Here is a 26,474-nt window from a genome sequence, read left to right on the forward strand (position 1 = left end):
GGTGTCGGTCGGGAGGACCTGCGGCGCCGTCGGAGGCGGCGACGCCGACGAGGGCGACTCCGGACCAGGCGCTGGTCCGTGACAGCTGCTCAGGAGGAGGAGCCCCAGTACCGCCACCGCGAGAGCATGCCGTCGCACGCTGCTGTGTGCGTTCCGAGTCATGGAGTGTTCAAGACCAGGTCGACCCAGTAGTTCGTCGCGTTGTAGCTGCTTGTCGGGAACCCGGACGTTCCGTACTTATACAGGCCGTTGAGGTGGCTCGCGGTGCTCGCAAGCCCGTGCAGTGGCGGCGCATCCGCCGATGTCGCGAAGAAGTTCCCAGTGGCCGAGTAGAAGCCGTTCGGTGCGTAGTACGAGACCACGTAGGCAGTGTTCGCCGAGATCGCGACCGGGCCTGAGAGCGTAGCGGTCTGCCAGCCGCTCGAGGTCTCGCCACTGAAGGTCACTGTTGCGAGCAGTGTGCCTCCCGCCGTCCAGAGGTGCCCGATGTGTGTCCCCGTATTCTGGGAGCCCTTGTAGAACTTGATAGCGGTGACCGACCCGGCGACATCGGATGTGAATTGTGTACCGAGCTCGACCGCATTCGTGTCGTTGACGTTGACCGTGGAGGGAAGGGACGAGGAACTGAAGATGCTGCATGGGCAGCTGTACACTATGGCTCCAGTCGTGAAGCTCCAGGAGTACGCGGACGTCATAGTCTGGCCGGTTGCGCTCTTCACCCCGGACACGGCGGCGGTGTAGGTCGTGTTCGCCGCGAGCGCTGCACTCGGGGTGAGGGTGTACGTCCCTGTGGCGGAGAGGTTGCCGGTGCTGCCCGCGACCGCGGTGCCGCCGGTGGGCGTGAGCGTGAACGAGGCGGACGATGTGTCGACGGCCTGGTCAAAGGTGGCTGAGACTGGGGAACCCGTCTGGACCCCGGTGACTCCCTGAGACGGTGCGGTGCTCAGGACGACGGGCGCGGCTGGGGAACCCGGATTGAGGACGGCGTCGACCCAGTAGTTGGTCGAGTTGTACGTCCCGTTCGGGAAGCTCGAGGCCGAGCCGTAGGCATAGACCCCGTTGCCGCCGCTCGAACCGCTGGCAAGTCCTACGATGGGCGTCGCCCCCAGCTGGGTAGAGAATCCGTTGCCGGTGTCGGAGTAGTTGCCGTTCGGGGCGTAGTACGAGACCTCGTAGGTCGTATTTGCTGTCACCGCAACCGGGGCGGAGAAATAGGCCTGCTGCCACCCTGATGCCGATTCATTCACGAAAGTCACGGTCGCGAGTTTTGTGCCGCCAGCTGACCAGAGGTTGCCGACGTGCGTTCCGGTGTTCTGGTTGCCCTTGTAGAAGCGGACGCCCGTGATCTGCCCATCGATCGTGGTCTGGAACTTCATGCCGAGCTCGACCCCGCTTGTGTCGCCGGAGTTCGCCGTGGCGGGCGTCGCGCTGGACGGGAACACGGTGCACGGGCAGCTGTATCCCGGAACAGTGGTGAAGCTCCAGCTGTAGGGAGACATGGTCTGGCCTGTCGAATTGGTTGCCCCGCTCACCGACGCCGTGTACTGGGTGTTGTTCGCGAGGGGAGCCGACGGGGTGAAGGTCGCCGTCGTCGTCGTGCTCGAGTAGGACATCGAGCCGGGGATGCTCGCTCCGGACGCGTCCTTGAGGACGAACTGGATCGAGGAGGACGATACATCCTGACTGAAGGTCGCGGTCACAGCCGACGTCACGGCGACGCCTGTTGCGCCGGGGGGCGGATTCGTCGAGGAGACACTTGGGGCTGGCGGCGCGCTGGCCGTCGTGAAGGTCCACGAGTATGGGCTGGCCATGGTCTGCCCCGTGGAGTTCGTTGCGCCGCTCACGGTCGCCGAGTAGGTCACGCTGTAGGCAAGTGCGGTGGACGGCGTGAAAGTCGCCGTGGTCCCATCACTGCTCAGCGCCGTTGTACCCGAAACCGAGGTCCCGCCGCCGTCTTTGAGGGTGAACGTCACCGAGGATGCTGTCACCGCCTGATTGAACGTCGCGCTCGGCGTGATGGCAACTGCGATGCCTGTCGCCCCCGACGCCGGCGCTGTCGACGTGACTGCGGGGGCAGGGGGCGGCGCCATGGTCGTGAAGGTCCAGGTATAGGGACTGGCCATGGCTTGTCCGGTCGAGTTGGTGGCTCCGCTCACGGTGGCGGTGTACTGGGTGCTGTACGAGAGGGCGGACGACGGCGTGAAGGTCGCTACGGTTCCGTTGCTCCCCAGCGCCGTAGTTCCAGAGACGGCTGCGCCGCCCGCGTCCTTGACCGTGAAGGTCACCGAGGACGCTGTGACGGCCTGATTGAACGTTGCGCTCGGCGCGGTACCGATCGCCACGTTGGTCGCACCCGCGGCCGGCGCGGTCTGCGTGATAGCCGGTGCTGCGGTCGCCGAAGGCGTGAAGACGGGGTCCACCCAGTAGTTCTCGGCATTGTAGATCTGGTTGGGGAAGCTCGAACTCGGGCCGTAGTTGTAGAACCCATTGGGCGATCCCGGGACGCTCCGGGTGAAATGCAAGGGTGCGGAGTCAACCGAGTCGCCACCAGCGGGCTGCGGAGACGGGTTGTTGTAGAACCAGCCCAAGTCCTCGGAGTAGTGGCCCTTGGGGGCGTAGTAGGACACGATGTAGCGCGTGCCAGCGGTGACTGTCACTGGCTTGGAGAACGTGACTGACTGCCAGCCGGAGGCCGTTTCTCCCGTGAAGGTCGCGCTGGCGAGGAGTGCCCCAGCCGTGGTCCACAGGTTGCCGACATGGGTCCCCGCGTTGGTGCCAGCCTTGTAGAACCGGACGCCGGTCACCGTGCCAGTGACGTCGGAGTAGAACTGCGAGCCGAGCTCCACCCCGCTCGGGTCGCCCGCGTCGGCGACTGCGGGCTTCATGCCAGTCCCAAGGATCGAGCAGGGGCACCCCACACTCACGGAGCGTCCCGACCCGGGCGTCTCGAGGTTGCCGCTGTCGTCCACTGCGCGCGTCTGGAGAGTGGTCGACGGGCTGCCGTGGGCTACCCACGAATAGGTCCAGTTCGTCGTGCCCGTGGCGGGGTGCCACGAGGTTCCGCCATCGGTAGACACTTCCACTCCCGCGACCACGCCGCCGCCCGTATCGCTGGCGGTTCCCGAGACGGTCACCGTGGTGCCGTCGGCCACGGAGGCGCCCGATGTCGGAGAAGTGATGGTCGATGTCGGCGCCGTTGCGTCCGTCGACCCCGCGGCGGCCTTGATGCCGGGCAGCGGGGTGACGGGCTGGGAAGCCATGTCCGCCAGCAGGTTCACCGTGGCCTGCTGCATATTGAGGTCGGTGTTTCCGTTGGTTGTGAAGTTGTCCAGCCCCCAGGACCATTGCACCGTTCCTGCCCCAAAGACGAGCGCGCCGCTCTTGGCCCGGTATTCCGTGAGGCTGTGGGTGGCGGTCTTTCCGGTAGCCGTTGTGCTTCCGTAGTCCGTGAAGACTTCCGCGTTGGTGTTGGTGGTCGAGGACAGCGCGAACAGGCCGGCTGGCCGGGAGCCGTTGTCGGCGTAGATGTCCCACTCGTATCCAAGCGTTCCGAGCCCAGATCCGAGGGTCGCGGTCTGGCTTCCGGTGAGTGATGAGATGGTTGTGTTGCGCCACATCCGCAGGCTGGCGTATTTGGCAGGGACCGTGATGTCGGTCGTCCCGGAATTCACGTTGTAGAACTGGCCCGTCAAGGCATTCTGGGGATTGCCCCCACCGCCTGAGGTTCCGAACCGGGGGTCAGCGTAGGTTCCGGTCCACGTCACAGGGTCTGTGGGCGCGTTGAAGTGGGTGTCCTTGTAGGTGACCAAGGTCCGCCCGGCCGTCGTGGTGCCGGCCTGGCTGGACTCCCATCGGGTGCGCCAGAACAGCTCGTTGCCCGAGAACATGGCCAGGTTGACGCCATGGTCTCGGGCCGCCTCGAGGTTGGTCCGCTGGTCGTACGAGACGTACTCATCGTGCCCAGAGGTGACAATCGTCTTGTGGTTGAGCAGAAGGGATCCGCGTGAGGCCGTGTCAATGCCCGCCATGTAGCTCATGTCGTAGCCATTGGCCTCAAGGAATCGGATCATCGGCAGTTCCGTATAGGTCAGCCAGCTACGTCCCTGATCGTCCAAGCCTGTGTGGAAAGGACGGTTGTACGAGACCTTGAACGCGGCCTTGTATGCAAGGGGGTTCCCGGGCGGGCAGGCGACATTGCACTGGTAGAGGCTGTTCCCGCCGTAGGTGTTGTAGGCCTGCCAAGTCTCATCCGAGGTCTGGAACGCGATAGCGGTGGTTGCCGCGTCGTTTCGTACGACGAACGTGATCCAACTGCTGCCACCAGTGTCATTTCGGATGAGATGGGCGATGTAGACGCCCGAAACAGCTGTGGTGGGAACGGTCCACGAGGCGGAGACGGCCCAGTTGCCGCAGTCGATGAGCCCGGTGTCGGAGAACGTCTGACAAGCGGGCTGGCTCTGCGGCAGTGTGGCGCTCGGGAGAAGGTTGGCGGCGACCTTGCGCGCGCCGTTTCCCTGATAGTAGCCGAGCCGGAGGACATCGAAGTGGTAGGCCTTGGCGTTGGTGTTCACCTTGAACTGCACGGTTTCACCCACGTTGACGCTCATCTGCGTCGCGTAGCCCTGGATGGTCGAGTCGCCCGCGCCGGAGATCATCCAGTCGCTCTGCGGCGTTCCACCCTGGGTGTTCTCGCAGGCGACGGCGCTGGCTACCGGGGCGGCGCACGGATTGGAGGCCGCCTGAGCTGTAGGTGCCGAGACGACCGGCTCAATCCCGACGAGCAGGGCAGAGATGAGCAGCGCGGGCACCCAGACGGCGGCAGCCCGATGCACGGTCCGCCACATGGGCCCCCGGAGCGTGCGGTGGTGTGAACGGACTGCTACTGGCTTGCCCACGGTGACTCCTCATAGGACCGGGTGGAGCTCTCTGACACATGGGGACTCGCGTCCGTGGAGCGAGCCAATCCGCGGGGACCCAGCACCCGCAGCCAAACGATGAACGCGAGCATGCCGATGAGGGCGCCCGTCGTGTTCGTAACGACATCCCGGACGTTGCCCGAGCGCTCGGGAAGGAAGAATGCCTGGACAGCCTCGATGGTTGCGGACACCCCGCAGCAGATCGCGACGGCAAGCCAGCGCCTCCCGCGTGGCAGGAGCTGCGCGACGAGGAAGCCACCGGGAACGAAGATGGCCACATTGGCCGCGGCATCGATGGCACCCGCATGCAGCCACCCAGGGAGCGGAACCCCCTTGAGGCTCGGCCCGACAGGGGCGAAGACGACCGCGGCGACGGCCAGACCGTACACCGCAAGCGCCCACCACGCCGTCCGCCGCCTCATCGCCGGCTGCTCTCGTCGCGCTCCCAGGCGCGCTCGCCGCGTGAGCCGATCGCGCCGGGCTGCCGCCGCCCGGCGAGGGCGAACATCGCGTACACAGCGGCATCGATGGCCGACGCCGGCCCCCGCACCGAGGCGAGGAGCCCACCCACGGTGCGCCCCGGCGTCGCCCGTCCCCCAGAGGCGGACGGCGCCCGGTAGACCCGATGCAGGGTGGAGACAAGCGAGCCCGCCGTGCGAGGGGGGCGCACCACGACGGGCTCGCAGCTGATGAAGGTCTTCTGATCGGGTTCGAACACGGTGTCGACGAAGTAGTCGTCCGCGGCGTCGTAAGGAAACGCGCCGAAGGCCGCATGCCCCGCCTCAGTCATCGCGTAGCAGCCGGCGCCCCAGAGCGCGGCACGGTTCGAGGGGACTCGGACCCGCGCACGGTAGTACGCGGCGACGAGCGGCCGGCATGCCGAGGTGTCGTACCGGAAGTCCGGACGACCGGCCAGGTACCGCCCGCGGCCCAGTTCGGTTAGCACGCTCTTCAGGGCCGCGGGCGGAATCTCGATGTCTGCGTCGAGGTAGACGCGGGGCCAGCGCGTTGCGATGGCATCGGCCGCGTTGAGGGCACGAGCCTTGCCAGGCTCGGGAAGATCGAGCACACGCACGGCGGGGAGGCCCCCAGCGATCTGTGCGGTCCGGTCCGTGCACGCGTTGCAGGCGACGATCACCTCGACCTGGCCGCTCGCGAGCGCGGGGCGGAGGCCTTCGAGCGTCCGCGCGATGACGCGCTCCTCGTTGTGCGCCGGGATGATGACGCACCCCTCTGGATGTCCACCGTCGGGCGGGCTCGGGTACGGCTCTGCGTGCGGCAGCCCGCTCCATCGGCCAGGCCGAAGGATGACGCCGAGCGTGTGCCGGTGCCCGGCGTCAGCGGCCCGGAGCGTCTCACGCATGACGACGGCGGCCGTCGCCAGGGCGGTGGGCACCCCTGGGTGGTTCTTGCGCATGTAGCGGATCCTGTTGACGGCCATGAGGTCGGCGAGTCCGCGCGACGAACCGCTTCCGGCCCCGGAGTGCATGACCCGCGCGCCCGGCTCGAACCAGACGTCGAAGCCGCGCTCGCGCAGCGCCCGGCAGTAGTCCGTCTCCTCCGAGTACATGAAGTACCGCTCGTCCCACGGCCCGACGGCGCGCGCGGCCTCCGCGGAGACCATGAGCGCCGCGCCGGTGGCCCAGTCCACCGTGTGGGCGTGGGCGTAGCTCTCCGGGTCGTAGTCGGTTTCAGCACTCCACTGCGGACGACGGGGGAGCCGGGCCCCGAAGAGCGCGTCGCCCCAGGCCCGTGCCGCGGTCGGTTCGCGGCGAAGCGACGGGTGGGGCGCGCCGTCGTCCCCCAGCATGAGCGGCACCACGGCGCCAGCCCCGGCCCGCAGCCGCGCAAGCATCGCATCGACGGCCCCGGGCAGGACGGTCGTGTCGGGGTTGAGTACGAGGTACCCCCCGGCGTCGCCTGCGGCGGCCATCGCGGCATTGATCCCGCCGGCGTAGCCGAGGTTGCCGCCGGTCTGGAACGCGACGACGTCCGTGAAGGCCTCGCTGCCGTGGGCGAGCGCGTCGAGCGTCTGGGAATCCGGGGAGTTGTCGGCGACGACCACGCGCAGCCGGACGCTGCGCGCCGCGCTGCGCAGAGAGTCCAGGAGCGGCCCGATTGAGTCGGCGTTATTGTAGGTCACGACGAGTGCGGCGACGTCGGCCGGCTCGTCTGCGGGGACGAATCTGCCGTCGGGAAGGGTCCGTGGGTGGAGGGGTTCGCGCCCGCGGCTGGCTGGATGGGCGGCCAGAGCCGCCGTGCGCGCAGCGGAAGCGCGTGCTGCGTCCGAGAGCGCGATTCGCGTGCCAGCAGCCGAGGCGCTGTTCCGCCGCAGTCGTGTGTAGGCTTCGGGCCCCTGGACGAGATACCGCTCCGAGAGCCGGCCCGGCTCGAGGGCGAGCCTCCACGCCCACTCGAGCCCGTGCTCCGCGACCCACGACGGCGCCCTCCGGACCCGCTCGGCCAGGAAGTCGACCACAGCTCCGAAGGCGAGCAGCACTCGCGCACCGGTCTCGCTGCCGTGCTCGGCGATCCAGAGCTCCTGGCGGGGCTTACCGAGACCCACCACGAGCAGGTCTGTCCTGGCGTCGGCGATCGATCGGGCGACGGCGCGTGACATCTCCGGGTCCTCGAGCTCGCCGCGGCTGGGGGTCCAGAAGCCTGCGACGCGCAGGGCCGGGCGGCGCTCGGCGAGGCGTCCGCGGAGGAGGATATGGGACTCCGGGCTCCCGCCGAGGAACCCGACCCTCAGCCTGTCCTCCTCAGCCCGGTCAAGGACGGGCCCGATGAGGTCGCTGCCGGCGAGCCGTGGCCACGGCCGCCCCGTGATCCGCTCAGCTTCAGCGGCGAGCGGCGCGCCGTCGAGCAGCGTGAGCCACTCGAGGTCAGTGGCGCCCTCAAGGCAGTGCTGCCAGCGCCCACCCGAGCCGAAGTGGTACACATGGTCAAGGTTGGCGGAGACGACTCCGAGGGGAACCCGCCGGTCGAGGCACCCTCCGAGGATCGCCTCGACGGCACCTTCGGCATCCAGGAGCGTCACCGTGGTGCCGCCGAGCACGACGGTCCCGCCGGGCACGACGGCGCGGTCCCCGTCTTGTGTGGTCCGGCCCGGCTGGACCTCCGCGCTCACGGCCCGACCCTCCGCAGGTGTCCGTCCGTCTCCTCATACCGGACCCCGGTGGCAGGGCACAGATAGGCCGAGCCGCGCTCGGTGGGGCCCTCCTCCTTGAGCCGCTGCCCTGCCTCGCCGACCCAGCCGATCCGGCGTGCCGGCACGCCCGCGACGAGCGCGTAGTCCGGGACGTCCTTCACGACGACGGCGCCCGCCGCCACCATGGCCCACGCACCAATCTGCACGGGAGCGACGCACACCGCCCGCGCGCCCACGGAAGCGCCCCGGCCGAGATGGACGCCCACCGACGTCCAGTCGTCGGTGTCCTTGAGCGTCCCGTCGGGGTTCACCGCGCGCGGGGTGAGGTCGTTGGTGAAGATCGCACCCGGCCCAAGGAACGCCCCGTCCTCGATCACTGCGGGCTCATAGACGAGTGCGTAGTTCTGGATCTTGCAGCGGTTTCCTATCCGAACGCACGGGCCCACGTAGACCCCGCGGCCCAGGATGCATTCGGCACCGACCTCGGCGGCCTCTCGGACGTGGGCGTACTGCCACACCACGGTGTCGTTGCCGATAGCAGCGGTCTCCGCGACCTCCGCCGTCGGGTGGATCCGGGCCATGGCGCCCCTCCAATGCCGGTCTGATGGGAGGTCTCTGCCCTCCCGTATCCACGGTCCGAGGCCGGAACCGGGGCGGACAAGGAGGTGCGGGCGAAACGCGTCCTTCCGGAGCGGGAATCGCGTGGTGGCGGCCCCCGGAACCCTGCACGGACAAGTAGGACGCGGTGCCTGTCCAAGTAGTCACGCGTAGCCGTGTGCGCTGCCCTGCGTACCGGAGGCGGAGGGCGCGACGGGGCGGGCCGAAGAAACCGTAGAGGTCATTCCAATTGCCCGTGGCGCCTCCTATCCTGATCGAGTCCCACATCGTGGCTCCGAAGTCGAGCCGCCGCGCGGAGGGGGTCGCTTGGTGACAGCTCGCGTCATTCAGACACCGGAACGTCGGATACAGCTCCGTTCAGCGTGGCCGGTCCTTATGGTCCTCGCTGCTGCGGCCGCTCTGCGGTTCTGGCAGCTGGGCAGCCAGCCGCTGTGGATGGATGAGATTGCCTCCCTGCGCAATGCCGAAGCACTGACGTCCTCGGGCCTATCTGGCTTCGCCGCACAGGACCACGTGGCTCCCCTCTCGGCTGTCCTCGACAGCGCCTCGATTGCTGTCGGTCGAACGGGGGAGTTCTGGATGCGGCTGCCGGCGGCAGTGGCCGGAACCTTGGCGGCGGGGGCGACATACGTTGTCTCGCGGCGGATCCTCGGGGACCTGGGCATCGCATTCGGGGCCGGATTGTTCGCCGCCGTCGCGCCCTTCGCCGTCTGGTTCGGTCAGGAGGCGCGCATGTACTCGCTGCTCCTGCTCATTGCCAATGCATATGTGTGGGCCTGCTGGGGGCTCATTGACGGAAACATCCGGCGCTGGGATTGGGCCCTGATGGCCCTTACCGCGGGCTTGGGCCTGTGGACCCATCACTACATGGCCCTGCTCATCACCGCATTCGGCGTGTTCGCCCTTGCGCGGCGGGGGTTCCGCAATCGAAGCCTTTGGATGTGGGCGGCGACCCAGGCCGTCGCTCTGGCCGCCTTCGTGCCATGGCTGGTACTCACCGGTGGCCAGGGCAACGCGACGGGCTTTGAGAAATCGGGACAGTTGTTCTGGTTGCCCTATACGCTCTTCTCGGACGTGGCGGGAATGAGCCTTGGCCCCTCGACGCGTGATCTGCGGCTCAGCAGCACGGCCCAAGTGATCATGCAGAACGCTCCGTCCATCGCGTTGGTGAGTGCCGCCCTTGCGGCGATTGCGGTTGCCGGCATGCCTGTCCTCTGGCGGCGCAGCAGGGCCGCGGCGGCCTGGATTCTCTGCTGGGGCCTGCTTCCGCCGACCGTTGCCATCGCGTTGACCTTCGTCGCTGACGTCAGCTACAACACCCGGTACGCCATCACCTCTTTCCCTGCAGTGGCCATTCTCGTTGGTGCCGCGGGCTCACGCCTTGCCACCGTCTGGTCTGCTCGGGTCGCGGTCGCGCTGACCGCCTGCGTCGTGGCCTGTTCGCTCTCGAACTGGTACACGGACCCCCACTATGCGAAGGACGATCTCCGATCACCGGCCGTGACGCTCGCACAGCAGATGGGGCCGAACGATGTCCTGGTGGTGGACAACATGCACGCCCTGCCCTCGCTCGAGTACTACGGCTGGCGCTGCAGGCCGTCGGATGTGGTGGTGAGCTCTCCCGAGGGCACGAAGGCGGCTGCCCGGGACCTGTCGACCCACATGGAGCCTCGCACTACATGGCTTCTGGTCTTCCGACCCTGGGAACTCGATCCTCAGGGGTCGCTGCTGGCTGCGCTGGGCGAGGGGCGAGGCGTCGTCGCCGGCGCGTGGCCGGGCAGCACTCTCATCCGGTACGCAGGGAGCGGCCCGGTGTCGGCGGCCAGCGGGGTAACCGTTGGTTGCCTTGACTGAAGGGATCCGAAGGGTGCGGCGCTCTCGACCCGCTGCTCCCGACCGGCCCCTTCGCCGGCGCTAGCCGCCCGGTTTCTGGATCGGCGTTAGCCGTCCGCCTCCCGCTCGAACGCATCCGGCACGCCGTCGCCGTCGGCGTCGCCGGCTTCGACCGACTCGAGCTGCTGGACGCTCCGGTAGTGCCGGTTGCGGGCGCGGAGCACGACGGCGGCGAGCAGCGCCGCGGTCAGGGAACCGGCGAGGATCGCGGCCTTGGCGTGTTCCCGGTGGGCCGACGCCTCGTCGAAGGAGAGCTCAGCGATGAGGAGCGAGACCGTGAAGCCGACGCCCGCGAGCAGGGCCAGCCCGAGCACATCGACCCAGGCTAGGTCGGGGTCCAGATCGGCGTGCCGCGTCTTGGTCACGAGCAAGGTCGAGCCGAACACCCCTACGGCCTTGCCGACCACGAGGGCCGACGTGATGCCGATCGCCACGGGGTCCCGCACGGCCGAGGCCACGCCGTCCCACCCCCCGAGGGCCACACCCGCGGAGAAGAACGCGAAGACTGGCACCGCAATGCCGGCGGAGAGCGGCCGCAGGCGTCTCTCGAGGTGCTCGGCGAGGCCGGGCCCGGCGTCGGGACCACCGGCCTTCTCGCTGCGCAGCACCGGTACCGTGAACGCGAGGAGCACCCCGGCCACGGTCGCGTGCACGCCGGAAGCATGCACGAGCCCCCACGTCGCGAGTGCGAGCGGCAGAAGCAGGTACCACGAGCGGATGCGCCGCTGGACGAGGACCGCGAACCCACCGAGTGGTACCAGCGCCAGCGCGAGGTAGAGGGGCTCGAGGCCGGAGGAGTAGAAGAAGGCGATGATGCCGATCGCGATGAGGTCGTCCACCACGGCGAGCGTGAGCAGGAACGTCCGCAGCGCCGCCGGCAGGTGGGTGCTGATCACCGCGAGCACGGCGAGTGCGAAGGCGATGTCCGTGGCGGTGGGGATGGCCCAGCCCCTGAGCCCGTCCAGTCCCTGCCCGGCTGCGCCGGCGCCCAGGCTGACGCCGATGTAGATGAGTGCGGGAACTGCCACGCCGCCGCACGCCGCGACGATCGGCACGATGGCCTTGGCTGGCCGCCGCAGGTCTCCGGCCACGAACTCCCGCTTGAGCTCGAGCCCTGCGACGAAGAAGAAGAGCGCGAGCAGTCCGTCCGCGGCCCAGGCGCCGAGGCTCAGGTCCAGATGCCATGGCGCGTAGCCGAAGCGCAGGTCCCGCACGGTCGCGTAGGCGCCGCCCGCCGGGGAATTGGCCCACACGAGCGCGGCGACGGTGGCGATGAGGAGGAGTGCACCGCCGACGGTCTCCTTCTGCAGGATCTCGGCGATGCGGCGGTACTCGGGGTAGCTTCCGCGGGTCAGTATGCGGGCGGACGGACGACGGCGCGCGGCCCGGTGGTTCATGCCTGGTCCCATCGGTCGGGGGTTTCCTCGCGGGGAGGACGAATCACACGCCGACCAGACTTCCCGGCACACCTGACAATGATTCTATCGCCAGATACGCAGGATGCTCCGGCCGCCGCACGCGGTGGCCGGAGCATCCTGTTCGCCTTCGGCATCGTCCCGGACGTCCCCCGCCCCGGAACAGCCGTCTCTCTCCGAGCAAACCCCTCAGGGTGGGTCAGGAGAAGAGCGTCCTGACGCCCACCACGGCCACCGCGACACCCAACGTCACGGAGACCGACACGAGCAGCAGGTGGACGGTCAGGAACCGCGTTGCGCGGCCCTGCTCATCCTTGGCCCGCGGATCCTTCATGATCCGGCGGAGGAACTGCGGCCACACCACAAGGTTCCACACGCCGGCCACGATGAGCAGCCAGGACAGGGCGACGGGGAGCTGCATCAGCCGATCTCCCCGGCGAGCCAGGCCTCGGCCTGCGTCGCCTGGAGGTTGAGGGCCTTGCCGACCATCGGCTCGGCCGCGGAGGCGATCTTGCCGCCGAGCAGCGGCACGGAGGAGGTCACGGTGCCGTTGAGCTCGATGCGGGTTGCCGCACCTTCGGCCGCGAGGCGCTGGACGGCGGCAACGTCGACCGGGGCGCCGGCGACCTTGACCTTGATGTCGGCCTGACGGGAACCGTCGGCCTCGGGTGCGCCCCAGGTCTCGGTCTGCGTGACGTTGAGGAACTCGCCGACCACCTTGCGGGCGATCTCGGGCAGGCGCTGGGTGGGGAGCTTGCGAACGACCGTCGCGGTGAACGCGCCGGCCACGTCGCCGTCGACCGAGAACGACTCGAGGCGGCCGCCCACGAGCTCGCTCACGTGGCGCTGGAATGCCTCGTCGGCGAACACCGCCGCAACGCGGTCGACGGAGAAGTTGAGGGTCTGGCTGGCTGACAGTGCCAAGGGGGTCCTTCCGTAGCATGGGGTGTTCCGGAGGTGATCCGGGGTGGGCGCGGGGGCGCGCCGAAGACCATCCTAGGGTGCCTAGCGCGCCCTCCCGGACCCCGTGACCGGCAGGGCCGGACCAGTGGCGGCTGCATTGGCTAAGCTGGAACCGCCCCCGCCACTCACGCCAGTGCCGTTCTCCCGTGGCGGGGTTGTCGTGTTGTCACCTGCGCGGACCGCATCCCGTGCGAGTTGAGGAGCCAAAGTGTCTGTTGACGTCGTGCGCCCAGCGAGCCGTGAGGGCGCGCCCATCCTCGAGGGGCTGCGGCGCGCCGTCGCCGAGGACCCGAGCATCGCGCGGCTGCAGGGGTACGCGTCGAAGCCCGGGGCGAGGCGGAGCCAGGACCTCCAGATCGTGGCTCCCACGGGTCTGCGGCCCGTGGTCCTGGCCGACGTGGTCGAGGCTGTCCCGGAGCCGGGCGCCGTCGTGCTCGCCGTGACGGCGACGGAGCGCGAGGCGGAGGATCTGGTCTCGGCCCTCGGCGCCTACCTGCCCGCGGGATCAGTCGCGCTGTTCCCGAGCTGGGAGACCCTTCCGCATGAGCGGCTCTCGCCGCGGTCCGACACGGTGGGCCGGCGGCTGGCCGTCCTGCGCCGCCTCGCGCATCCGGAAGACGACGCCGCGCACAGCACACCCCAGCAGCTCCGGGTTGTCGTTGCACCCGTGCGGGCGGTGCTCCAGCCGCTCGTCGCCGGCCTGGGCGACCTCGTGCCTGTCTCCCTCGCGGTGGGCCAGGAGGCACCGTTCGACGACGTGGTGCGCGCGCTCGCGGATGCTGCCTACGCCCGGGTCGACATGGTGAGCCACCGGGGCGAGTTCGCCGTGCGGGGCGGCATCATCGACGTCTTCCCACCCACCGAGGACCACCCGGTGCGCGTCGAATTCTTCGGCGACGAGGTCGAGCAGATGCGCCTCTTCGCTGTGGCGGACCAGCGCTCGCTGACAGGCCCGAACGTCCACCACCCCGCCGTCCTGTTCGCGCCACCGTGCCGCGAGCTGCTCATCACCCCGGCCGTCATGAGCCGTGCGGCGAAGCTCAAGGACCGCCTGCCCGCCGCGGCGGACATGCTCGAGAAGATCGCCGGCGGGATCGCCGTCGAGGGCATGGAGTCGCTCGCGCCGTTGCTCGTGGACCGCATGGTGCCGTTCATCGGCCAGCTCCCGGAGGGCTCGCTCGCGTTGGTCATGGAGCCCGAGAAGGTGCGTTCCCGCGCCCACGATCTCGCGGCGACCAACGAGGAGTTCCTGGCCGCGGCGTGGGCCACGGCGTCCGACGGCGGCGCCGCGCCCCTCGACGTGACGCTCGCCGCGGCGGCCGGGGACGGCCAGGACGCCGCCGAGCATGCCGGCCGACTCGAGGACGCAAGCTTCGCGACCCTGGGGGAAGTCCGGGCCGAGGCCCAGGAGCGCGGCGTCACGTGGTGGTCCCTGACGTCCCTCGGCGTCGATGCCGAGACGGTCCTCGATGTCGACGTGGTGACGGTGGCCGCCCGCGAGCCGCGCGGCTACCAGGGCGATGTGGCCGAGATGATGGACTTCATCGGCGGGCGTGTGCGGGACGAGTGGCGGACCGTCGTCGCGACCGACGGCCCCGGCCCGGCGCAGCGTCTCGCCGAGCTCTTCCACGATGCGGGCATCCCGTGCAGCCGCGTCGACGGCCTCGAGCGGGTCCCTGATCCGGGCATCATCGAGATCACGACGGCGCCTGCGGGCCACGGCTTCGTCCTCGACGGGCTCAAGCTCGGGCTGCTCACGGAGACGGACCTGCTCGGGCGGGCGAGCGCTGCGGGGACCCGCGACATGCGGAAGATGCCCTCCCGGCGGCGCAACGCCGTCGACCCCCTCTCGCTCCACACGGGCGACTTCGTGGTCCACGAGCAGCATGGGATCGGGAAGTTCGTGGAGCTCGTGCAGCGCAGGATAGCCGGCGGCGGGCACAGTGGCGGCCACAGCGGGGCAGCCGGCTCGAGCGCGACGCGCGACTACATGGTGCTCGAGTACGCCCCGTCCAAGCGCGGGGCGCCCGGCGACAGGCTCTTCGTCCCGACTGACCAGCTCGACCAGGTGACCCGCTACGTGGGCGGGGACACGCCGTCGCTCTCCAAGATGGGCGGAGCGGACTGGGCCTCGACCAAGTCCAAGGCCAAGAAGGCCGTCAAGCAGATTGCGGGGGAGCTCATTCGGCTCTACTCGGCGCGGATGGCGTCCAAGGGCCACGCCTTCGGGCCGGACACGCCGTGGCAGCGCGAGCTCGAGGAGGCATTCCCTTACGTCGAGACGCCGGACCAGCTCGTGACCATCAACGAGGTCAAGGCGGACATGGAGCGCGAGGTGCCCATGGACCGGCTCGTGTCCGGGGACGTGGGCTACGGCAAGACGGAGATCGCGGTGCGGGCCGCCTTCAAGGCCGTGCAGGACGGCAAGCAGGTGGCGGTCCTCGTGCCCACCACTCTGCTCGCGCAGCAGCACTTCGAGACGTTCTCGGAGCGCTTCTCGGGCTTCCCCGTGCGCGTCCGGGCGCTCTCCCGGTTCCAGAGCTCAGCGGAGTCGAAGGACACGCTCGAGGGGCTCAAGAGCGGCTCCGTGGACGTTGTGATCGGCACGCACCGACTGCTCTCCAAGGAGGTCCAGTTCAAGGACCTCGGCCTCGTGATCATCGATGAGGAGCAGCGGTTCGGGGTCGAGCACAAGGAGGAGCTCAAGAAGCTGCGCACCAACGTGGACGTCCTCGCGATGTCCGCAACGCCGATTCCGCGAACGCTCGAAATGTCCCTGACCGGGATCCGCGAGACCTCCACGCTCGCAACCCCTCCCGAAGAGCGCCATCCCGTCTTGACGTACGTGGGCCCGTACACCGACAGGCAGGTCTCGGCCGCGATCCGGCGCGAGCTCATGCGGGAGGGCCAGGTCTTCTTCGTCCACAACCGCGTCTCGACGATCGAGAAGCAGGCGGCCGACATCCGCGAGCTCGTGCCCGAGGCGCGTGTCGAAGTCGCGCACGGCCAGATGTCCGAGTCGCGGCTTGAGCAGATCATCGTGGACTTCTGGGAGAAGCGCTTCGATGTGCTCGTGTGCACCACGATCATCGAGACCGGCCTGGACATCTCCAACGCCAACACGCTCATCATCGACCGCGCTGACTCGTACGGACTCTCCCAGCTGCACCAGCTGCGCGGGCGCGTCGGCCGCGGCCGCGAGCGGGCCTACGCCTACTTCCTGTACCCGGCGGAGAAGCCGCTCGGCGAGGTGGCGCTCGAGCGGCTCAAAGCTGTCGCCGCGCACAACGAGCTCGGAGCGGGCATGCAGCTCGCGATGAAGGACCTCGAGATCCGCGGCGCAGGCAACCTGCTCGGCGGGGAGCAGTCGGGCCACATCCAGGGCGTCGGCTTCGACCTCTACATCCGGCTCGTGGGGGAGGCCGTGGCCGACTTCCGCGGCGAGGCCGAGGAGAAGGTGGCCGACATGAAGATCGAGCTGCCCGTCAACGCCCACCTCCCGCATGACTACGTCCCGGGGGAGAGGCTCCGGCTCGAGGCCTACCGCAAGCTCGCGGCCGCGACCGATGACGCCGGGATCGATGCGGTCATGGAGGAGCTCACGGACCGGTACGGCGAGCCGCCGGCGCCCGTGCAGAACCTCGCCGCCGTGGCCCGCTTCCGGGTCCGTGCCCGCGCGGCGGGCCTGACGGACGTCGCGCTCCAGGGCAACATGGTGCGCTTCGCGCCCGCCGATCTTCCGGAGTCGAGGCAGATGCGGCTCACCCGCATGTACAAGGGCGCGCAGTACAAGCCCACACTCAATGCGGTGCTCATCCCGAAGCCCAAGACCGCGCCTGTGGGCGGACGCGACCTGGTGGACGGCGACATCCTCGCGTGGGCGGATCAGGTCATGGAGGCGATCTTCGCCCCCACACCGGCCCCGGCCGCGTGACCCCGCTTCACTGAGGCCGGGTGAGATCGCACAGAAACGCCCGCCGGCCCCCTCACGGAGAGGAGGCCGGCGGGCGTCAGGCTGCGGCGGCGCCCGTCAGCGGCGGTGCTCGTCGCCCGCGTTGTTGTGGGCGAAGAACGTCATCGGGATGCCGAAGGTCGCGGCGAACAGGAAGATGAGCACAGCCATGGGCCACACCGTCGTGAAGTCGAGGAACTGCACCACGTACAGCCCGACCAGGAAGATGACCATGAAGATCACGAAGAGGATGATGCTGCCGCCCAGGGGGTTCGGCTCAAGAGGGCGGTTGTACTGTTCGTCGGACATGTCTCTCCTCAACGCTTTGTCTAGTAGCCGGCTGTCAGTATCCGGCTGCGCCGGAGCCACCGGTAACAATGGCCACCCCGGAGCTCGCGCCGATCCGGGTGGCACCTGCTGCAATCATAGCCCGCGCATCCTCGACGCTCCGCACCCCGCCGGAAGCCTTGACTCCGATGTCGGGACCCACCGTGGCACGCATGAGGGCGACGTCCTCGACGGTCGCCCCGCCCCCGTTGAACCCGGTCGATGTCTTGACGAAATCCGCGCCAGCCTCGACGGCTGCCTCGCAGGCGAGGACCTTCTGCTCATCGGTCAGGAGCGAGGTCTCGATGATGACCTTGAGGATCGAGGAACTGCCGTGCACGGCCTCGGCGACGGCCTGGATGTCTTCCACCAGCGTCCCGCGGTCGTTGGCCCGCGCGGCGGCGATGTTGATGACCATATCCACCTCGTCCGCGCCGTCGAGCGTGGCCCCGCGTGCCTCGAAGACCTTCACATCGGTCGGCGTCGCGCCCAGCGGGAAGCCCGCCACAGCACACGTGAGCACGCCCGAGCCGCGCAGGGCCTTGGCCACGGTCTTGACCCACACGGGGTTCACGCACACCGACTTGAACCCGTACTGCACGGCCTCGCTGCACACCGCAAGGATGTCCGCCTCGCTCGCCTCCGGCTTGAGGAGGGTGTGATCGATGTAGCCGGCAAGGTCCGCGGCAGGCAGTGCGGGCTCGGTAGACACGTCGGCGTCCTTTCGCTTGGGTCATCCCATACTGGCACATCCCCGCGCGCGGACCCCGGCGACATTCGCCCAGGACATGATTGCCACGCCTCAGGGAGTGTTGACCCGCAGACGATAGCCGCGCTTCACCACGGTCTGGATCAGGTCCGCCGACGGAAGAGCGCTGCGCAGCCGGTTGACGGCCATGTCGAGAGCGTGGTCGGACGCCGAACTGGACACGAGTCGGGCGAGCGTCTCCCTCGAGACGACCGCGCCCCCAGCATCGAACAGGGCTTTGAAGAGGAGCATCCCGGTGGGGGCGACCTGGAGGCTGCGCCCGTCGATCGCCATGGTGCGGCCCCGCAGCTCGACCACGCCCTCCGGGGTCTCGAGCCGCGCGACCTGCCGCAGGGAGAGATGATCGGTCACGAGCTTGATGAGGGCGCCCATGCGGAAGCGGTCAGGCACCCAGGGACGGAGGCCCGCGGCCACGAGGGGAGCGGCCGTGACTGGACCGACCGCTGCGGTCGCGACGCGCTGCCGGAGCGCGGTGATGAGCCGCGGATAGACTCCCAGCTCGTGCGCCGTGCTGAAGAAGGCGTCGACGGCGGGAGCGCTCGTGAACGTCACGACGTCCAGCTCGCCTTCGCATACGGCCTCGATGAGGCCCTGGAGCCGATCGGCACCCTCAGGCCGCACCCAGCGGTACGGCGTGACCGTGATGAGCTCGGCACCCGCGTCGCGCAGCCGGTCGAGCTGGACCTTGTCGGTGTAGCCGTGCAGCTGCATGACGACGCGCTTGCCTTCCAGGACGCGGCCCTCGAGCCCGCTGCCGTCACTTCCGCTGCCCTCGAGCCGCCCGCCCGCGTCGTGCAGCACGAGGTCCACGAGCTTCGCCGTCGTCTCGTCGGAGGAGATCCCGACATCCGTGAGCCCCGCCGCGCGCACGGCTCCGCGCGCCTTGGGCCCGCGCACATAGATGCGGGATGCGCCCAGCGCGTCCTGGAGGTCCTCGCCGAGGCCCGCCGCGTCGGCGACCTCGAGCCAGCGGCGCATGCCGTAGGCGGTCGTCACGATGGTCAGATCGGGCCGGGACGCGATCGTGAGGCGTGTGTCGTCGAGAACCGCGAGGTCCTGGCCGACCGGTGCGATCGTGAGGACCGGGGCATGCATCACCTCCGCACCACGGCGCTCGAGCGCCTCGATGAGGTCCTGCGAGCGCCGGTGGGACGTGACGCCCACGCGGAACCCCGCGAGCATCGTGCCGAGCTCGGGATCGGGTGACTGTGCCATGCGCGTTGCTTCCCTCGGAGGCGTAGACGTCAAGGGGTGACTCCCCCTGACTCCATCATGAACGCAGCCGCCATCCCGCGCAGCTGGCCGGCAGCTGCCTCGTCCGCCGTGCTTCCGCTCCCCGCGAGCCGGACCACCTCGCCGATCACGATGACGGCGGGGTTCGCGCACCCGGCCGTATCCGCCTCCGCGCTTCCGAGGGCGGTGACGGTGGTGCGCTGGCCCGCAAGGTGGCCGCGTTCGACGACGGCGAGCGGCATCTGCGCGGACAACCCGGACCGTCGCAGCCCGGCGGCGAGGTGGGGCAGGTTCGCAATGCCCATGAGCACGACGACGGTGCCTCCTTCCGCCGCAAGCCCGGCGAGGTGGAGGTGCTCCGCGTCGGTGAGCGGGGCGTGCCCCGAGATGACGGTGAAGGAGTGGCTCACGTTGCGGTGCGTCACCGGGATGCCGGCCGCCGCCGGGACCGCGATCGAGCTCGAGATCCCTGACACGATCCGCACGGGGACCCCGGCCTCGGCACACGCTGCCGCCTCCTCCGCCCCCCGGCCGAACACGAACGGGTCCCCGCCCTTGAGCCGCACCACATTGGCGGGGCGCCCGTTGATGCCGACCAAGGCATACTCGACGATGAGCCTGTTGATCTCCCCTTGCGGCACCTTGTGGTGGCCGGGGAGCTTGCCGACATCGACGAGGCGCGCTGTCGTGAGCTCCTCGAGTTCGCGCCACGGGGCGAGCCGGTCGAACAGGACGATGTCTGCGTCGCGCAGGGCCTCGACGGCGTCGACCGTGAGGAGGCCGAGCGAGCCGGGGCCGCCGCCCACGAGGGCAACGTGCCCGCGGAGGCCCGCGGGCGGTTCCGTGACGAGTGGCACCCCGAGCCTGCGGTAGTGGTCCAGCACGGTCGACCACGCGCCGTCGTGCGCGGCGTGGCTCCTGGGGGACCGGCCGACGACGGCGACGAGCGCGGGCCTCGGCGGGACTGCCGCTGAGCTCATGTAGGACTCGGGCGAGTCGAAGAACGTGATGTGTGCGCCGGCCTTCCGGTAGCGCGCGAGGACCTGGCGGGATTCGTCGGCGTCGCCGAGGACGACGACGGGAAGGCCCTCGAGTGACAGGGTGAGCTCCATGGTCAGACTCCTTCGCCGAGGGCCGCAGCGCGGACCGGGATCGTCGCGCCGAGGGATACCCGCGCGCCCTCCCTCTCTGCCTGCGTCGCGGGGCGGATCTGGTCGCGTTCGGGGACGTGGACGATCGAGTCGTCCTGTTCCTGCGGGGCGTTGACGAAGGAGCGGAACCGGCGCAGGCGCTCGGGGTCCGCCAGGGTCGCGGCCCACTCGTCCTCGTAGTGCTCCACATGCGTGGCCATCGCGGCCTCGAGTTCGGCGGCGATCCCGAGGGAGTCCTCGACGACGACCTGGCGCACATGCTCGAGTCCGCCATCGAGCTCTTCCTGCCAGCGTGCGGTGCGCTGGAGGCGGTCCGCGGTGCGGATGTAGTACATGAAGTAGCGGTCGATGTAGGCGATGAGCGTCTCGTCGTCCAGGTCCTTCGCGAGGAGCTGGGCGTGGGCCGGGGTCGCGCCGCCGTTTCCGCCCACGTACAGGTTCCAGCCGTCGGCAGTGGCGATGACGCCGACGTCCTTGCCCCGGGCCTCCGCGCACTCGCGGGCGCAGCCAGAGACGCCGAGCTTGAGCTTGTGGGGGCTGCGGAGGCCGCGGTAGCGCAGCTCGAGCTGGATCGCCATCCCCACGGAGTCCTGCTGGCCGTAGCGGCACCAGGTCGAGCCGACACAGCTCTTCACGGTGCGCAGGCTCTTGCCGTAGGCCTGCCCGGACTCCATGCCCGCGGCGATGAGCTCGGCCCAGATGTCGGGGAGCTGCTCGAGGCGCGCCCCGAACATGTCGATGCGCTGGCCACCCGTGATCTTCGTGTACAGGCCGTACTTCTGGGCAACGGCTGCGATCACGCCGAGCTTCTCCGGCGTGATCTCGCCGCCCGGAATGCGCGGGACCACGGAGTACGTGCCGTCCTTCTGCATGTTCGCGAGCGCGCGGTCGTTGGTGTCCTGGAGGGTGCCGCGGCCGGCGTCGAGCACGTAGGCCGAGGTCTGGGAGGCGAGGATCGAGGCGATGGTGGGCTTGCAGATGTCGCACCCGGCGCCAGTCCCGTAGCGGGACATGATGTCCTCGAACGAGGTCAGCTGCAGGACGCGGATCGCGTCGAACAGTTCCTGGCGCGAGAGGGCGATGTGCTCGCAGAGCGACTTGCTGACGGTCACGCCGGACTTGGTCAGCTCGGCCTCGAGGAGCTTCTTGATCATGGGCACACACGAGCCGCACTGGGTCCCGGCGCGGGTGCAGGCCTTGAGGCCCGCGACGTCCTGGACTGGATCCTTGCCTTCGCAGGTCCCGCAGGCGTTCACCGCGTCGCGCAGCGTCCCCGCGGCGACGTTGTTGCACGAGCAGAGGATGGCGTCGTCGGGGAGCTCGGTCTCGGGAGCCTCTCCGCCCCCAGCAGCGGAGAGGAAGGCGCCGGGCTCGGCCGGGAGCTCGCGGCCGAGGAGCGGGCGCAACGCCATGTAGGGGGAGGCGTCGCCGACGAAGATGCCGCCCAGGAGCGTGCGCGCGTCGTCGGTCGTGACGATCTTCTGGTACACGCCGCGGGCGGGATCCGCGTAGACGATCTCGAGGGCGCCCGGCTCCGCTGCGAACGCGTCACCGAAGCTCGCGACGTCCACGCCCGAGAGCTTGAGCTTCGTCGCCGTGTCGAAGCCAGGGAACGTCGCATCGCCGCCGTGGAGGCGGTCTGCCACGATCTCGGCCATCGTGTTCGCTGGGGCCACGAGGCCTAGGCACATGCCGCCGAAGCTCGCGACCTCGCCGATGGCCCACACATTCGGCGCCCCGGTGGCGCACGCCTCGTCGATCACGACGCCGCCGCGCGGGCCGAGCTCGAGGCCGGCGCTGCCGGTGCTGTTCGCGCGGCCCGCCTCGACGGACGCATCGACCGCTGCGCGGATGAGCTCGTCGCGGGGGCGGACGCCGATCGCGACGACGACGAGGTCAGCGTCAATGACGCGTTCGTCGGCCATGACGACGCCGGTGACCCGGCCGGCGTCGTCCGTCTGGACCTCGGAGGGGAACACGCCGCCGTGGATCGTGAAGCCCTTGGCCCCGATGAGGCGGGTGAGCGCCTGGCCTGCGCCCTCGTCGAGCTGCCTGTTCATGGGCCACGGCGAGCCGTCGATGATGATGGACTCGGCGCCCAGGGACTGCGCGCCCGCCGCGGCCTCGATGCCGAGGAGGCCTCCGCCGATCACGGCGACGACGGGCGTGCGGCCCAGATCCTCGGCCAGGCGGCCGATCTCGGCGCGGAGGAACCAGACGTCCTCGAGCGTGCGGTACACGTATGACTTGTCGGCGCCGGGGATCGGGAGCCGGGCCGCATTCGAGCCGGTCGCGAGCACGAGCTCGTCGTACGCGTGCCGGTCGGTCTGGCCGCGGCCGTCCTCCGTGTAGACGATGCGGGCGTCGGTGTCGATGCGCACGGCGCGGGCCCCGGTGCGGAGCGTCACGCCCGCCAGATCCCACATGGTGGGGTCGCCGAGCGTGAGGTCGACGTCGGCCGGGTCGCCGGTGAGGGCCTTGGAGAGCGCCACGCGGTCATAGGGGAGGTGCGCCTCGTCGGCGATCGCGGTGACCTCGAAGCCGTCGAGGCCGCGGGCGACCATCGCGTCGACGAAGCGGTGCGCGGCGGGACCGCCGCCGATCACGACGACGCGTCGCGGAGCTGGGCGTGCACCAGCCTCCGGGGCCGGGGATGGTGCGTTCTCGGGCTGAAGGGGAATGCTCACGTGCGGGGCCTTCCGTCGAAGTGGGCGCCGACAAGGCGCCGGCGAAACGATTTCCTCCAGCGTAGGAACCCGCAGTTTCGGACCAGTTGCCCGTGTGTAACGGCCGATTAACTTCGCTGTCACGAGGATGTTTCGGTCGGTGTGAGGGCGGTTTTACGTGGCTGTGACACAGACTCAACCCCGCCGAAATCGCCCACTCCGTAGCGTTGAGGCATGACGATCACCGCAGACTCACCAGCCCCCGCCGCCCCGACGGACGACGCCGCCCTCGCCCTTCCGGCGGGCGCGTGGCACAGCGTCTGCAACCTCACTGACCTTGAGCCCAACTGGGGCGAGGCGGCGCTCATCGGTGGACGGCAGATCGCCGTCTTCCGTCTCGCGACGGACGAGGTCTTCGCCGTCGAGCAGCGCGATCCCGCGACCGAGGCCCATGTCATGGCGCGCGGCATCGTGGGCTCGCGCGGCGAGCGCCGCACGATCGCCTCCCCACTGCACAAGCAGGTCTACGACCTGGCGACGGGGGAGCGGCTCGACGCGCCCGGCACGTCCATCGCTGCCTTCCCGACGCGCGTAGTCAACGGCATCGTGCAGATCGCGGCCTGAGTACTCCCAGTGCAAGCTGTTCCTGTCAGTTTGCATTGACACGGCCTACCTGTCAGTTTAGATTGACAGGTATGGAGGAACAGCAGATCTCACACTCCCTGCAATCCGAGGACCCCGCGGTGGGCCTGCGCGCCGTCGGCGCGCTCCATCGACTCGCCGAGTCCACGGAGACGCGCTACGTGGCCCTCGCCCGCGAGCGCGGCTGGACCTGGGAGCAGATCGGGGACGCCCTCGGGGTGTCCCGCCAGTCCGTCCATACCAAGCACGGCAAGGCCCGCTGAGGCGCGCCCTGCCCATCTGAAGGGCGGACGATATGTTCGAACGATTCGCAGCCGCGGCACGCACCACCGTGACCGAGGGGGTGCACGAGGCCGAGCGCCGGGGGGACCGGCGCATCGGCACGCAGCACCTCCTGCTCGGCCTCCTCCACGATCCCGACAGTGCCGCGATCCTCGGCACCGGACTCGAGGATGCACGCGCCGCCGAGGCGGCCCTCGACCGTGAGGCTCTCGCCGCCGTCGGCATCGATCCGGGGCCGGGACCGCTCGCCCAGGTCCCGGGGAGGGTGGGGCGCCTGCCCTTCGCGTCGGGGGCGAAGGGCGTCCTTTCCCGCTCTGTCGGGTACGCGGCTTCCGAGAAGTCCCGCACGATCACAGGGCGGCACCTGATCCTCGCGCTCCTGGACGCACCGGAGCCCGACCCCGCGGCCTCGCTCCTCGCGCGCTTGGGCGTTGACCCGCGCACGGTCCGCGCGCGGCTCGCTGCATGAACGCGTGGGTCGTTCATTTGCGGATGACCGCCCTTGGGCGAGATGACCCTCCCTGGGCGGCATAACCGTTGTTGCCGCGGGCCGGAGTGTCTTGCCCGCGAGCGACGGCGTGGGCGGGCCGGAGTGTTTGCCCGCGAGCGACGGCGTCCGCGAGCATAGCGCCGCCCGGTCAGAGCCCGAGGGCCTCGCGCACGTCGTCGATCGCCGCGTCCAGCGCGTGCCGCGCTGCCTGGCGTGCCTCGCCGAGCTCCGCCGAGTTGTCCACGGGACGGATCACCTCGAGATAGCACTTGAGCTTCGGCTCGGTGCCGCTCGGGCGGATGATGACTCTCGTCGCGTCCCGCGTCACCCATTGGAGCCCCTCGGTGGGAGGAAGCTCCTCGGAACCGGTCGAGAGGTCCAGGGCCGTCTCGACGGGGGAGTCGGCGAAGGACGCCGGCGGGTCGTGCCGCAGGCGCGTCATCATCGCGTCCAGCAGGCCGAGGTCGGCCACGCGTACGCTCAGCTGGTCAGTCAGATGCACGCCGTGCAGCACGTGCAGCGCATCGAGCCGGTCGAAGACGGTCTGGCCGTGGGCCTTCGCGTCCGCGGCCAGCTCGGCAACGAGCAGGGCCGCGGAGATGCCGTCCTTGTCCCTCACGAGACCGGGTGCGACGCAGTAGCCGAGGGCCTCCTCGTATCCGTACACGAGGCCCGGCACGCGGGAAATCCACTTGAAGCCGGTGAGGGTCTCGCGGTGGCCCAGACCGGCCGACGCCGCGATCCTGGCCAACAGTCGGGAGGAGACGATCGAGTTCGCGAAGACAGGCGCGGCTTCTGAGGCCGCGAGATCCCCGTCCGCCGCTGCCAGAGGATCGGCGGCGGGTGAGCCGTCGGCGGGCGGCAGGGGGACGTCGTCGTCCGTCAGGCCCTGGGCCCGCCCGAGGCGGCGCGCCACGTGCGAGCCCAGGAGTGCGCCTACCTCGTCGCCGCGCAGCATGCGCCACTCGCCGGTCGCCGGGTCCGGGGCGGCCACGGCGCAGCGGTCGGCGTCGGGATCATTGGCGATCACGAGGTCCGCGCCGGCGGACTTCGCGGCGTCGATGGCCAGGTCCAGAGCACCGGCCTCTTCGGGGTTCGGGAAGGCGACCGTCGGGAACGCGGGGTCGGGCTGCGCCTGCTCGGGGACGAGCGAGACGTCGGTGAATCCGGCCGCCGTCAGCACGCTGATGGCCGTCTCGCCGCCCACACCGTGCATGGGCGTGAGGACCACCCTGAGGTCCCGCGCGGGGAACATCTCCGGCTTGGCGAGACGCACGACGGCGCCGCGGTAGTCCGCGGCGATGCTCGCCGGGAGCACGGTCCAGCCGCTCTCGGCCAGGGCGATGTCCCCGACCGGACCGACGCTCCCGATGAGCTCGGAGATCTCCGCGTCGATCGGGGCGACGATCTGTGCGCCGCGCCCGGCCTCCTCCACAGCGCGGCCGCCGAGGTAGACCTTGTAGCCGTTGTCCTGCGGCGGGTTGTGGCTCGCGGTGACCATGACGCCGGCATCGCAGCCGAGAGCCCGCAGCGCGTACGCCAGAACGGGCGTGGGCAGCGCCGACGGCAGGAGGCAGGCGTCGATCCCGGCCGCGGTGAAGATCGCAGCTGTCTCGGCCGCGAAGACGTCGGAGTTGGTGCGCGCGTCGTAGCCGACGACCGCGCGCGGCGGGGCGCCGTCGTCGTCCGCCGCAGAGACCCGGCGCGTCAGGAAAGCCGCGATCCCGGCCGCGGCCCGGCGCACCGTGACACGGTTCATCCGGTTCGGCCCGGGCCCGAGCGCAGCCCGCAGGCCGGCGGTGCCGAACTGGAGCGTCCCCGAGAAGGCGTCCGAGAGCTCCTGGACGGCCGCATCGCGGGCGGGCGAGGGATCCGCCTCGGAGGCCCGCGCGAGGGTCTCGCGCAGCTGCGCGGCCGTCTCGGGGTCGGGGTCTGTTGCCGCCCAGGCCTCTGCCAGCGGGGCGAGTTCGGCGAGGTCGGGCGTTCCAGGGGGGAGCGTGCTCATG

General features: G+C 69.8%; 18 protein-coding genes. 5 read left to right on the top strand and 13 right to left on the bottom strand.

The features are described 5' to 3' along the window. Positions 1–158 precede the first annotated feature (158 nt). The 4 genes from RBS60_RS09100 to RBS60_RS09115 are packed head-to-tail and all read right to left on the bottom strand — an operon-like array spanning position 159 to position 8,648. Positions 159–4,895 carry a DUF4082 domain-containing protein gene (locus RBS60_RS09100; RefSeq protein WP_307957232.1) on the bottom strand — a complete coding sequence of 1,579 codons (4,737 nt, stop codon included), beginning with the start codon at positions 4,893–4,895 and terminating at the stop codon, positions 159–161. Beyond that, on the bottom strand, positions 4,880–5,338 hold the full coding sequence (locus RBS60_RS09105) for a VanZ family protein (RefSeq protein WP_307957233.1): 459 nt from the start codon (positions 5,336–5,338) through the stop codon (positions 4,880–4,882). Before RBS60_RS09105 ends, RBS60_RS09100 begins: the two co-directional genes overlap by 16 nt. Next, complete coding sequence (locus RBS60_RS09110; protein WP_307957234.1) at positions 5,335–8,046, bottom strand: WecB/TagA/CpsF family glycosyltransferase; 2,712 nt, start codon at positions 8,044–8,046, stop codon at positions 5,335–5,337. The genes RBS60_RS09105 and RBS60_RS09110 overlap by 4 nt, the downstream gene beginning before the upstream one ends. Further along, positions 8,043–8,648: a DapH/DapD/GlmU-related protein gene (locus RBS60_RS09115; protein WP_307957235.1), complete on the bottom strand. Its 606-nt coding sequence runs from the start codon at positions 8,646–8,648 to the stop codon at positions 8,043–8,045. The genes RBS60_RS09110 and RBS60_RS09115 overlap by 4 nt, the downstream gene beginning before the upstream one ends. A gap of 472 nt (positions 8,649–9,120) precedes the next feature. On the opposite strand from RBS60_RS09115, the gene RBS60_RS09120 reads away from it, so the two are divergent. Then, on the top strand, positions 9,121–10,539 hold the full coding sequence (locus RBS60_RS09120) for a glycosyltransferase family 39 protein (RefSeq protein ID WP_307957236.1): 1,419 nt from the start codon (positions 9,121–9,123) through the stop codon (positions 10,537–10,539). 86 nt (positions 10,540–10,625) lie between these two features. Here RBS60_RS09120 and nhaA read toward each other — a convergent pair whose 3' ends face one another. From nhaA to RBS60_RS09135, 3 genes are all read right to left on the bottom strand, one after another. Further along, a complete protein-coding gene (nhaA, locus tag RBS60_RS09125; RefSeq protein WP_307957237.1) occupies positions 10,626–11,975 on the bottom strand; it encodes a Na+/H+ antiporter NhaA in 1,350 nt (449 codons plus the stop codon). A 217-nt stretch (positions 11,976–12,192) separates the two neighbouring features. Continuing rightward, positions 12,193–12,414 (bottom strand): SCO4848 family membrane protein, encoded by a 222-nt coding sequence (locus tag RBS60_RS09130; RefSeq protein ID WP_307957238.1) that lies wholly within the window; start codon positions 12,412–12,414, stop codon positions 12,193–12,195. Continuing rightward, positions 12,414–12,917, bottom strand: a complete 504-nt coding sequence (locus tag RBS60_RS09135) for a DUF2505 domain-containing protein (protein WP_307957239.1) — start codon at positions 12,915–12,917, stop codon at positions 12,414–12,416. The genes RBS60_RS09130 and RBS60_RS09135 overlap by 1 nt, the downstream gene beginning before the upstream one ends. A gap of 247 nt (positions 12,918–13,164) precedes the next feature. Here RBS60_RS09135 and mfd point away from each other — a divergent pair, with 247 nt between their 5' ends. Beyond that, the gene (gene mfd, locus RBS60_RS09140; protein WP_307957240.1) at positions 13,165–16,890 is read left to right on the top strand and encodes a transcription-repair coupling factor; all 3,726 of its coding nucleotides are present in this window, start codon (positions 13,165–13,167) and stop codon (positions 16,888–16,890) included. Between the two features lie 96 nt (positions 16,891–16,986). Here mfd and RBS60_RS09145 read toward each other — a convergent pair whose 3' ends face one another. From RBS60_RS09145 to nirB, 5 genes are all read right to left on the bottom strand, one after another. Then, entirely contained in the window at positions 16,987–17,217 is a 231-nt protein-coding gene (locus RBS60_RS09145) for a hypothetical protein (protein WP_307957241.1), read from the bottom strand. A gap of 34 nt (positions 17,218–17,251) precedes the next feature. Beyond that, on the bottom strand, positions 17,252–17,947 hold the full coding sequence (deoC, locus tag RBS60_RS09150) for a deoxyribose-phosphate aldolase (RefSeq protein ID WP_307957242.1): 696 nt from the start codon (positions 17,945–17,947) through the stop codon (positions 17,252–17,254). A 90-nt stretch (positions 17,948–18,037) separates the two neighbouring features. Further along, positions 18,038–19,219, bottom strand: a complete 1,182-nt coding sequence (locus RBS60_RS09155) for a uroporphyrinogen-III synthase (protein ID WP_307957243.1) — start codon at positions 19,217–19,219, stop codon at positions 18,038–18,040. Positions 19,220–19,248: 29 nt separating this feature from the next. Further along, positions 19,249–20,349 carry a uroporphyrinogen-III C-methyltransferase gene (gene cobA / locus RBS60_RS09160; RefSeq protein WP_307957244.1) on the bottom strand — a complete coding sequence of 367 codons (1,101 nt, stop codon included), beginning with the start codon at positions 20,347–20,349 and terminating at the stop codon, positions 19,249–19,251. Positions 20,350–20,351: 2 nt separating this feature from the next. Beyond that, on the bottom strand, positions 20,352–22,952 hold the full coding sequence (gene nirB, locus RBS60_RS09165; protein WP_374049258.1) for a nitrite reductase large subunit NirB: 2,601 nt from the start codon (positions 22,950–22,952) through the stop codon (positions 20,352–20,354). A 336-nt stretch (positions 22,953–23,288) separates the two neighbouring features. On the opposite strand from nirB, the gene nirD reads away from it, so the two are divergent. The 3 genes from nirD (at position 23,289) to RBS60_RS09180 (ending at position 24,447) form a co-directional block, all read left to right on the top strand. After that, positions 23,289–23,678: a nitrite reductase small subunit NirD gene (gene nirD, locus RBS60_RS09170; RefSeq protein ID WP_307957245.1), complete on the top strand. Its 390-nt coding sequence runs from the start codon at positions 23,289–23,291 to the stop codon at positions 23,676–23,678. Between the two features lie 71 nt (positions 23,679–23,749). Then, positions 23,750–23,959: a helix-turn-helix domain-containing protein gene (locus tag RBS60_RS09175; protein ID WP_307957246.1), complete on the top strand. Its 210-nt coding sequence runs from the start codon at positions 23,750–23,752 to the stop codon at positions 23,957–23,959. Between the two features lie 32 nt (positions 23,960–23,991). Then, positions 23,992–24,447, top strand: a complete 456-nt coding sequence (locus RBS60_RS09180) for a Clp protease N-terminal domain-containing protein (protein ID WP_307957247.1) — start codon at positions 23,992–23,994, stop codon at positions 24,445–24,447. 169 nt (positions 24,448–24,616) lie between these two features. On the opposite strand, the gene RBS60_RS09185 is transcribed toward RBS60_RS09180, so the two are convergent. Next, the gene (locus RBS60_RS09185; protein ID WP_307957248.1) at positions 24,617–26,473 is read right to left on the bottom strand and encodes a phospho-sugar mutase; all 1,857 of its coding nucleotides are present in this window, start codon (positions 26,471–26,473) and stop codon (positions 24,617–24,619) included. Between the last annotated feature and the right edge of the window lies 1 nt (position 26,474).

Source organism: Sinomonas sp. ASV486 (genome assembly GCF_030908215.1).
Lineage (GTDB): Bacteria > Actinomycetota > Actinomycetes > Actinomycetales > Micrococcaceae > Sinomonas > Sinomonas puerhi.

Coding starts and splice junctions, on each gene's coding strand:
- RBS60_RS09105 (WP_307957233.1), bottom strand. CDS start 5,338: ATGAGGCGGCGGACGGCGTGGTGGGCGCTTGCGGTGTACGGTCTGGCC.
- RBS60_RS09115 (WP_307957235.1), bottom strand. CDS start 8,648: ATGGCCCGGATCCACCCGACGGCGGAGGTCGCGGAGACCGCTGCTATC.
- RBS60_RS09120 (WP_307957236.1), top strand. CDS start 9,121: ATGGATGAGATTGCCTCCCTGCGCAATGCCGAAGCACTGACGTCCTCG.
- nhaA (WP_307957237.1), bottom strand. CDS start 11,975: ATGAACCACCGGGCCGCGCGCCGTCGTCCGTCCGCCCGCATACTGACC.
- RBS60_RS09130 (WP_307957238.1), bottom strand. CDS start 12,414: ATGCAGCTCCCCGTCGCCCTGTCCTGGCTGCTCATCGTGGCCGGCGTG.
- RBS60_RS09145 (WP_307957241.1), bottom strand. CDS start 17,217: ATGTCCGACGAACAGTACAACCGCCCTCTTGAGCCGAACCCCCTGGGC.
- RBS60_RS09155 (WP_307957243.1), bottom strand. CDS start 19,219: ATGGCACAGTCACCCGATCCCGAGCTCGGCACGATGCTCGCGGGGTTC.
- cobA (WP_307957244.1), bottom strand. CDS start 20,349: ATGGAGCTCACCCTGTCACTCGAGGGCCTTCCCGTCGTCGTCCTCGGC.
- nirB (WP_374049258.1), bottom strand. CDS start 22,952: ATGGTCGCCCGCGGCCTCGACGGCTTCGAGGTCACCGCGATCGCCGAC.
- nirD (WP_307957245.1), top strand. CDS start 23,289: ATGACGATCACCGCAGACTCACCAGCCCCCGCCGCCCCGACGGACGAC.
- RBS60_RS09175 (WP_307957246.1), top strand. CDS start 23,750: ATGGAGGAACAGCAGATCTCACACTCCCTGCAATCCGAGGACCCCGCG.
- RBS60_RS09180 (WP_307957247.1), top strand. CDS start 23,992: ATGTTCGAACGATTCGCAGCCGCGGCACGCACCACCGTGACCGAGGGG.
- RBS60_RS09185 (WP_307957248.1), bottom strand. CDS start 26,473: ATGAGCACGCTCCCCCCTGGAACGCCCGACCTCGCCGAACTCGCCCCG.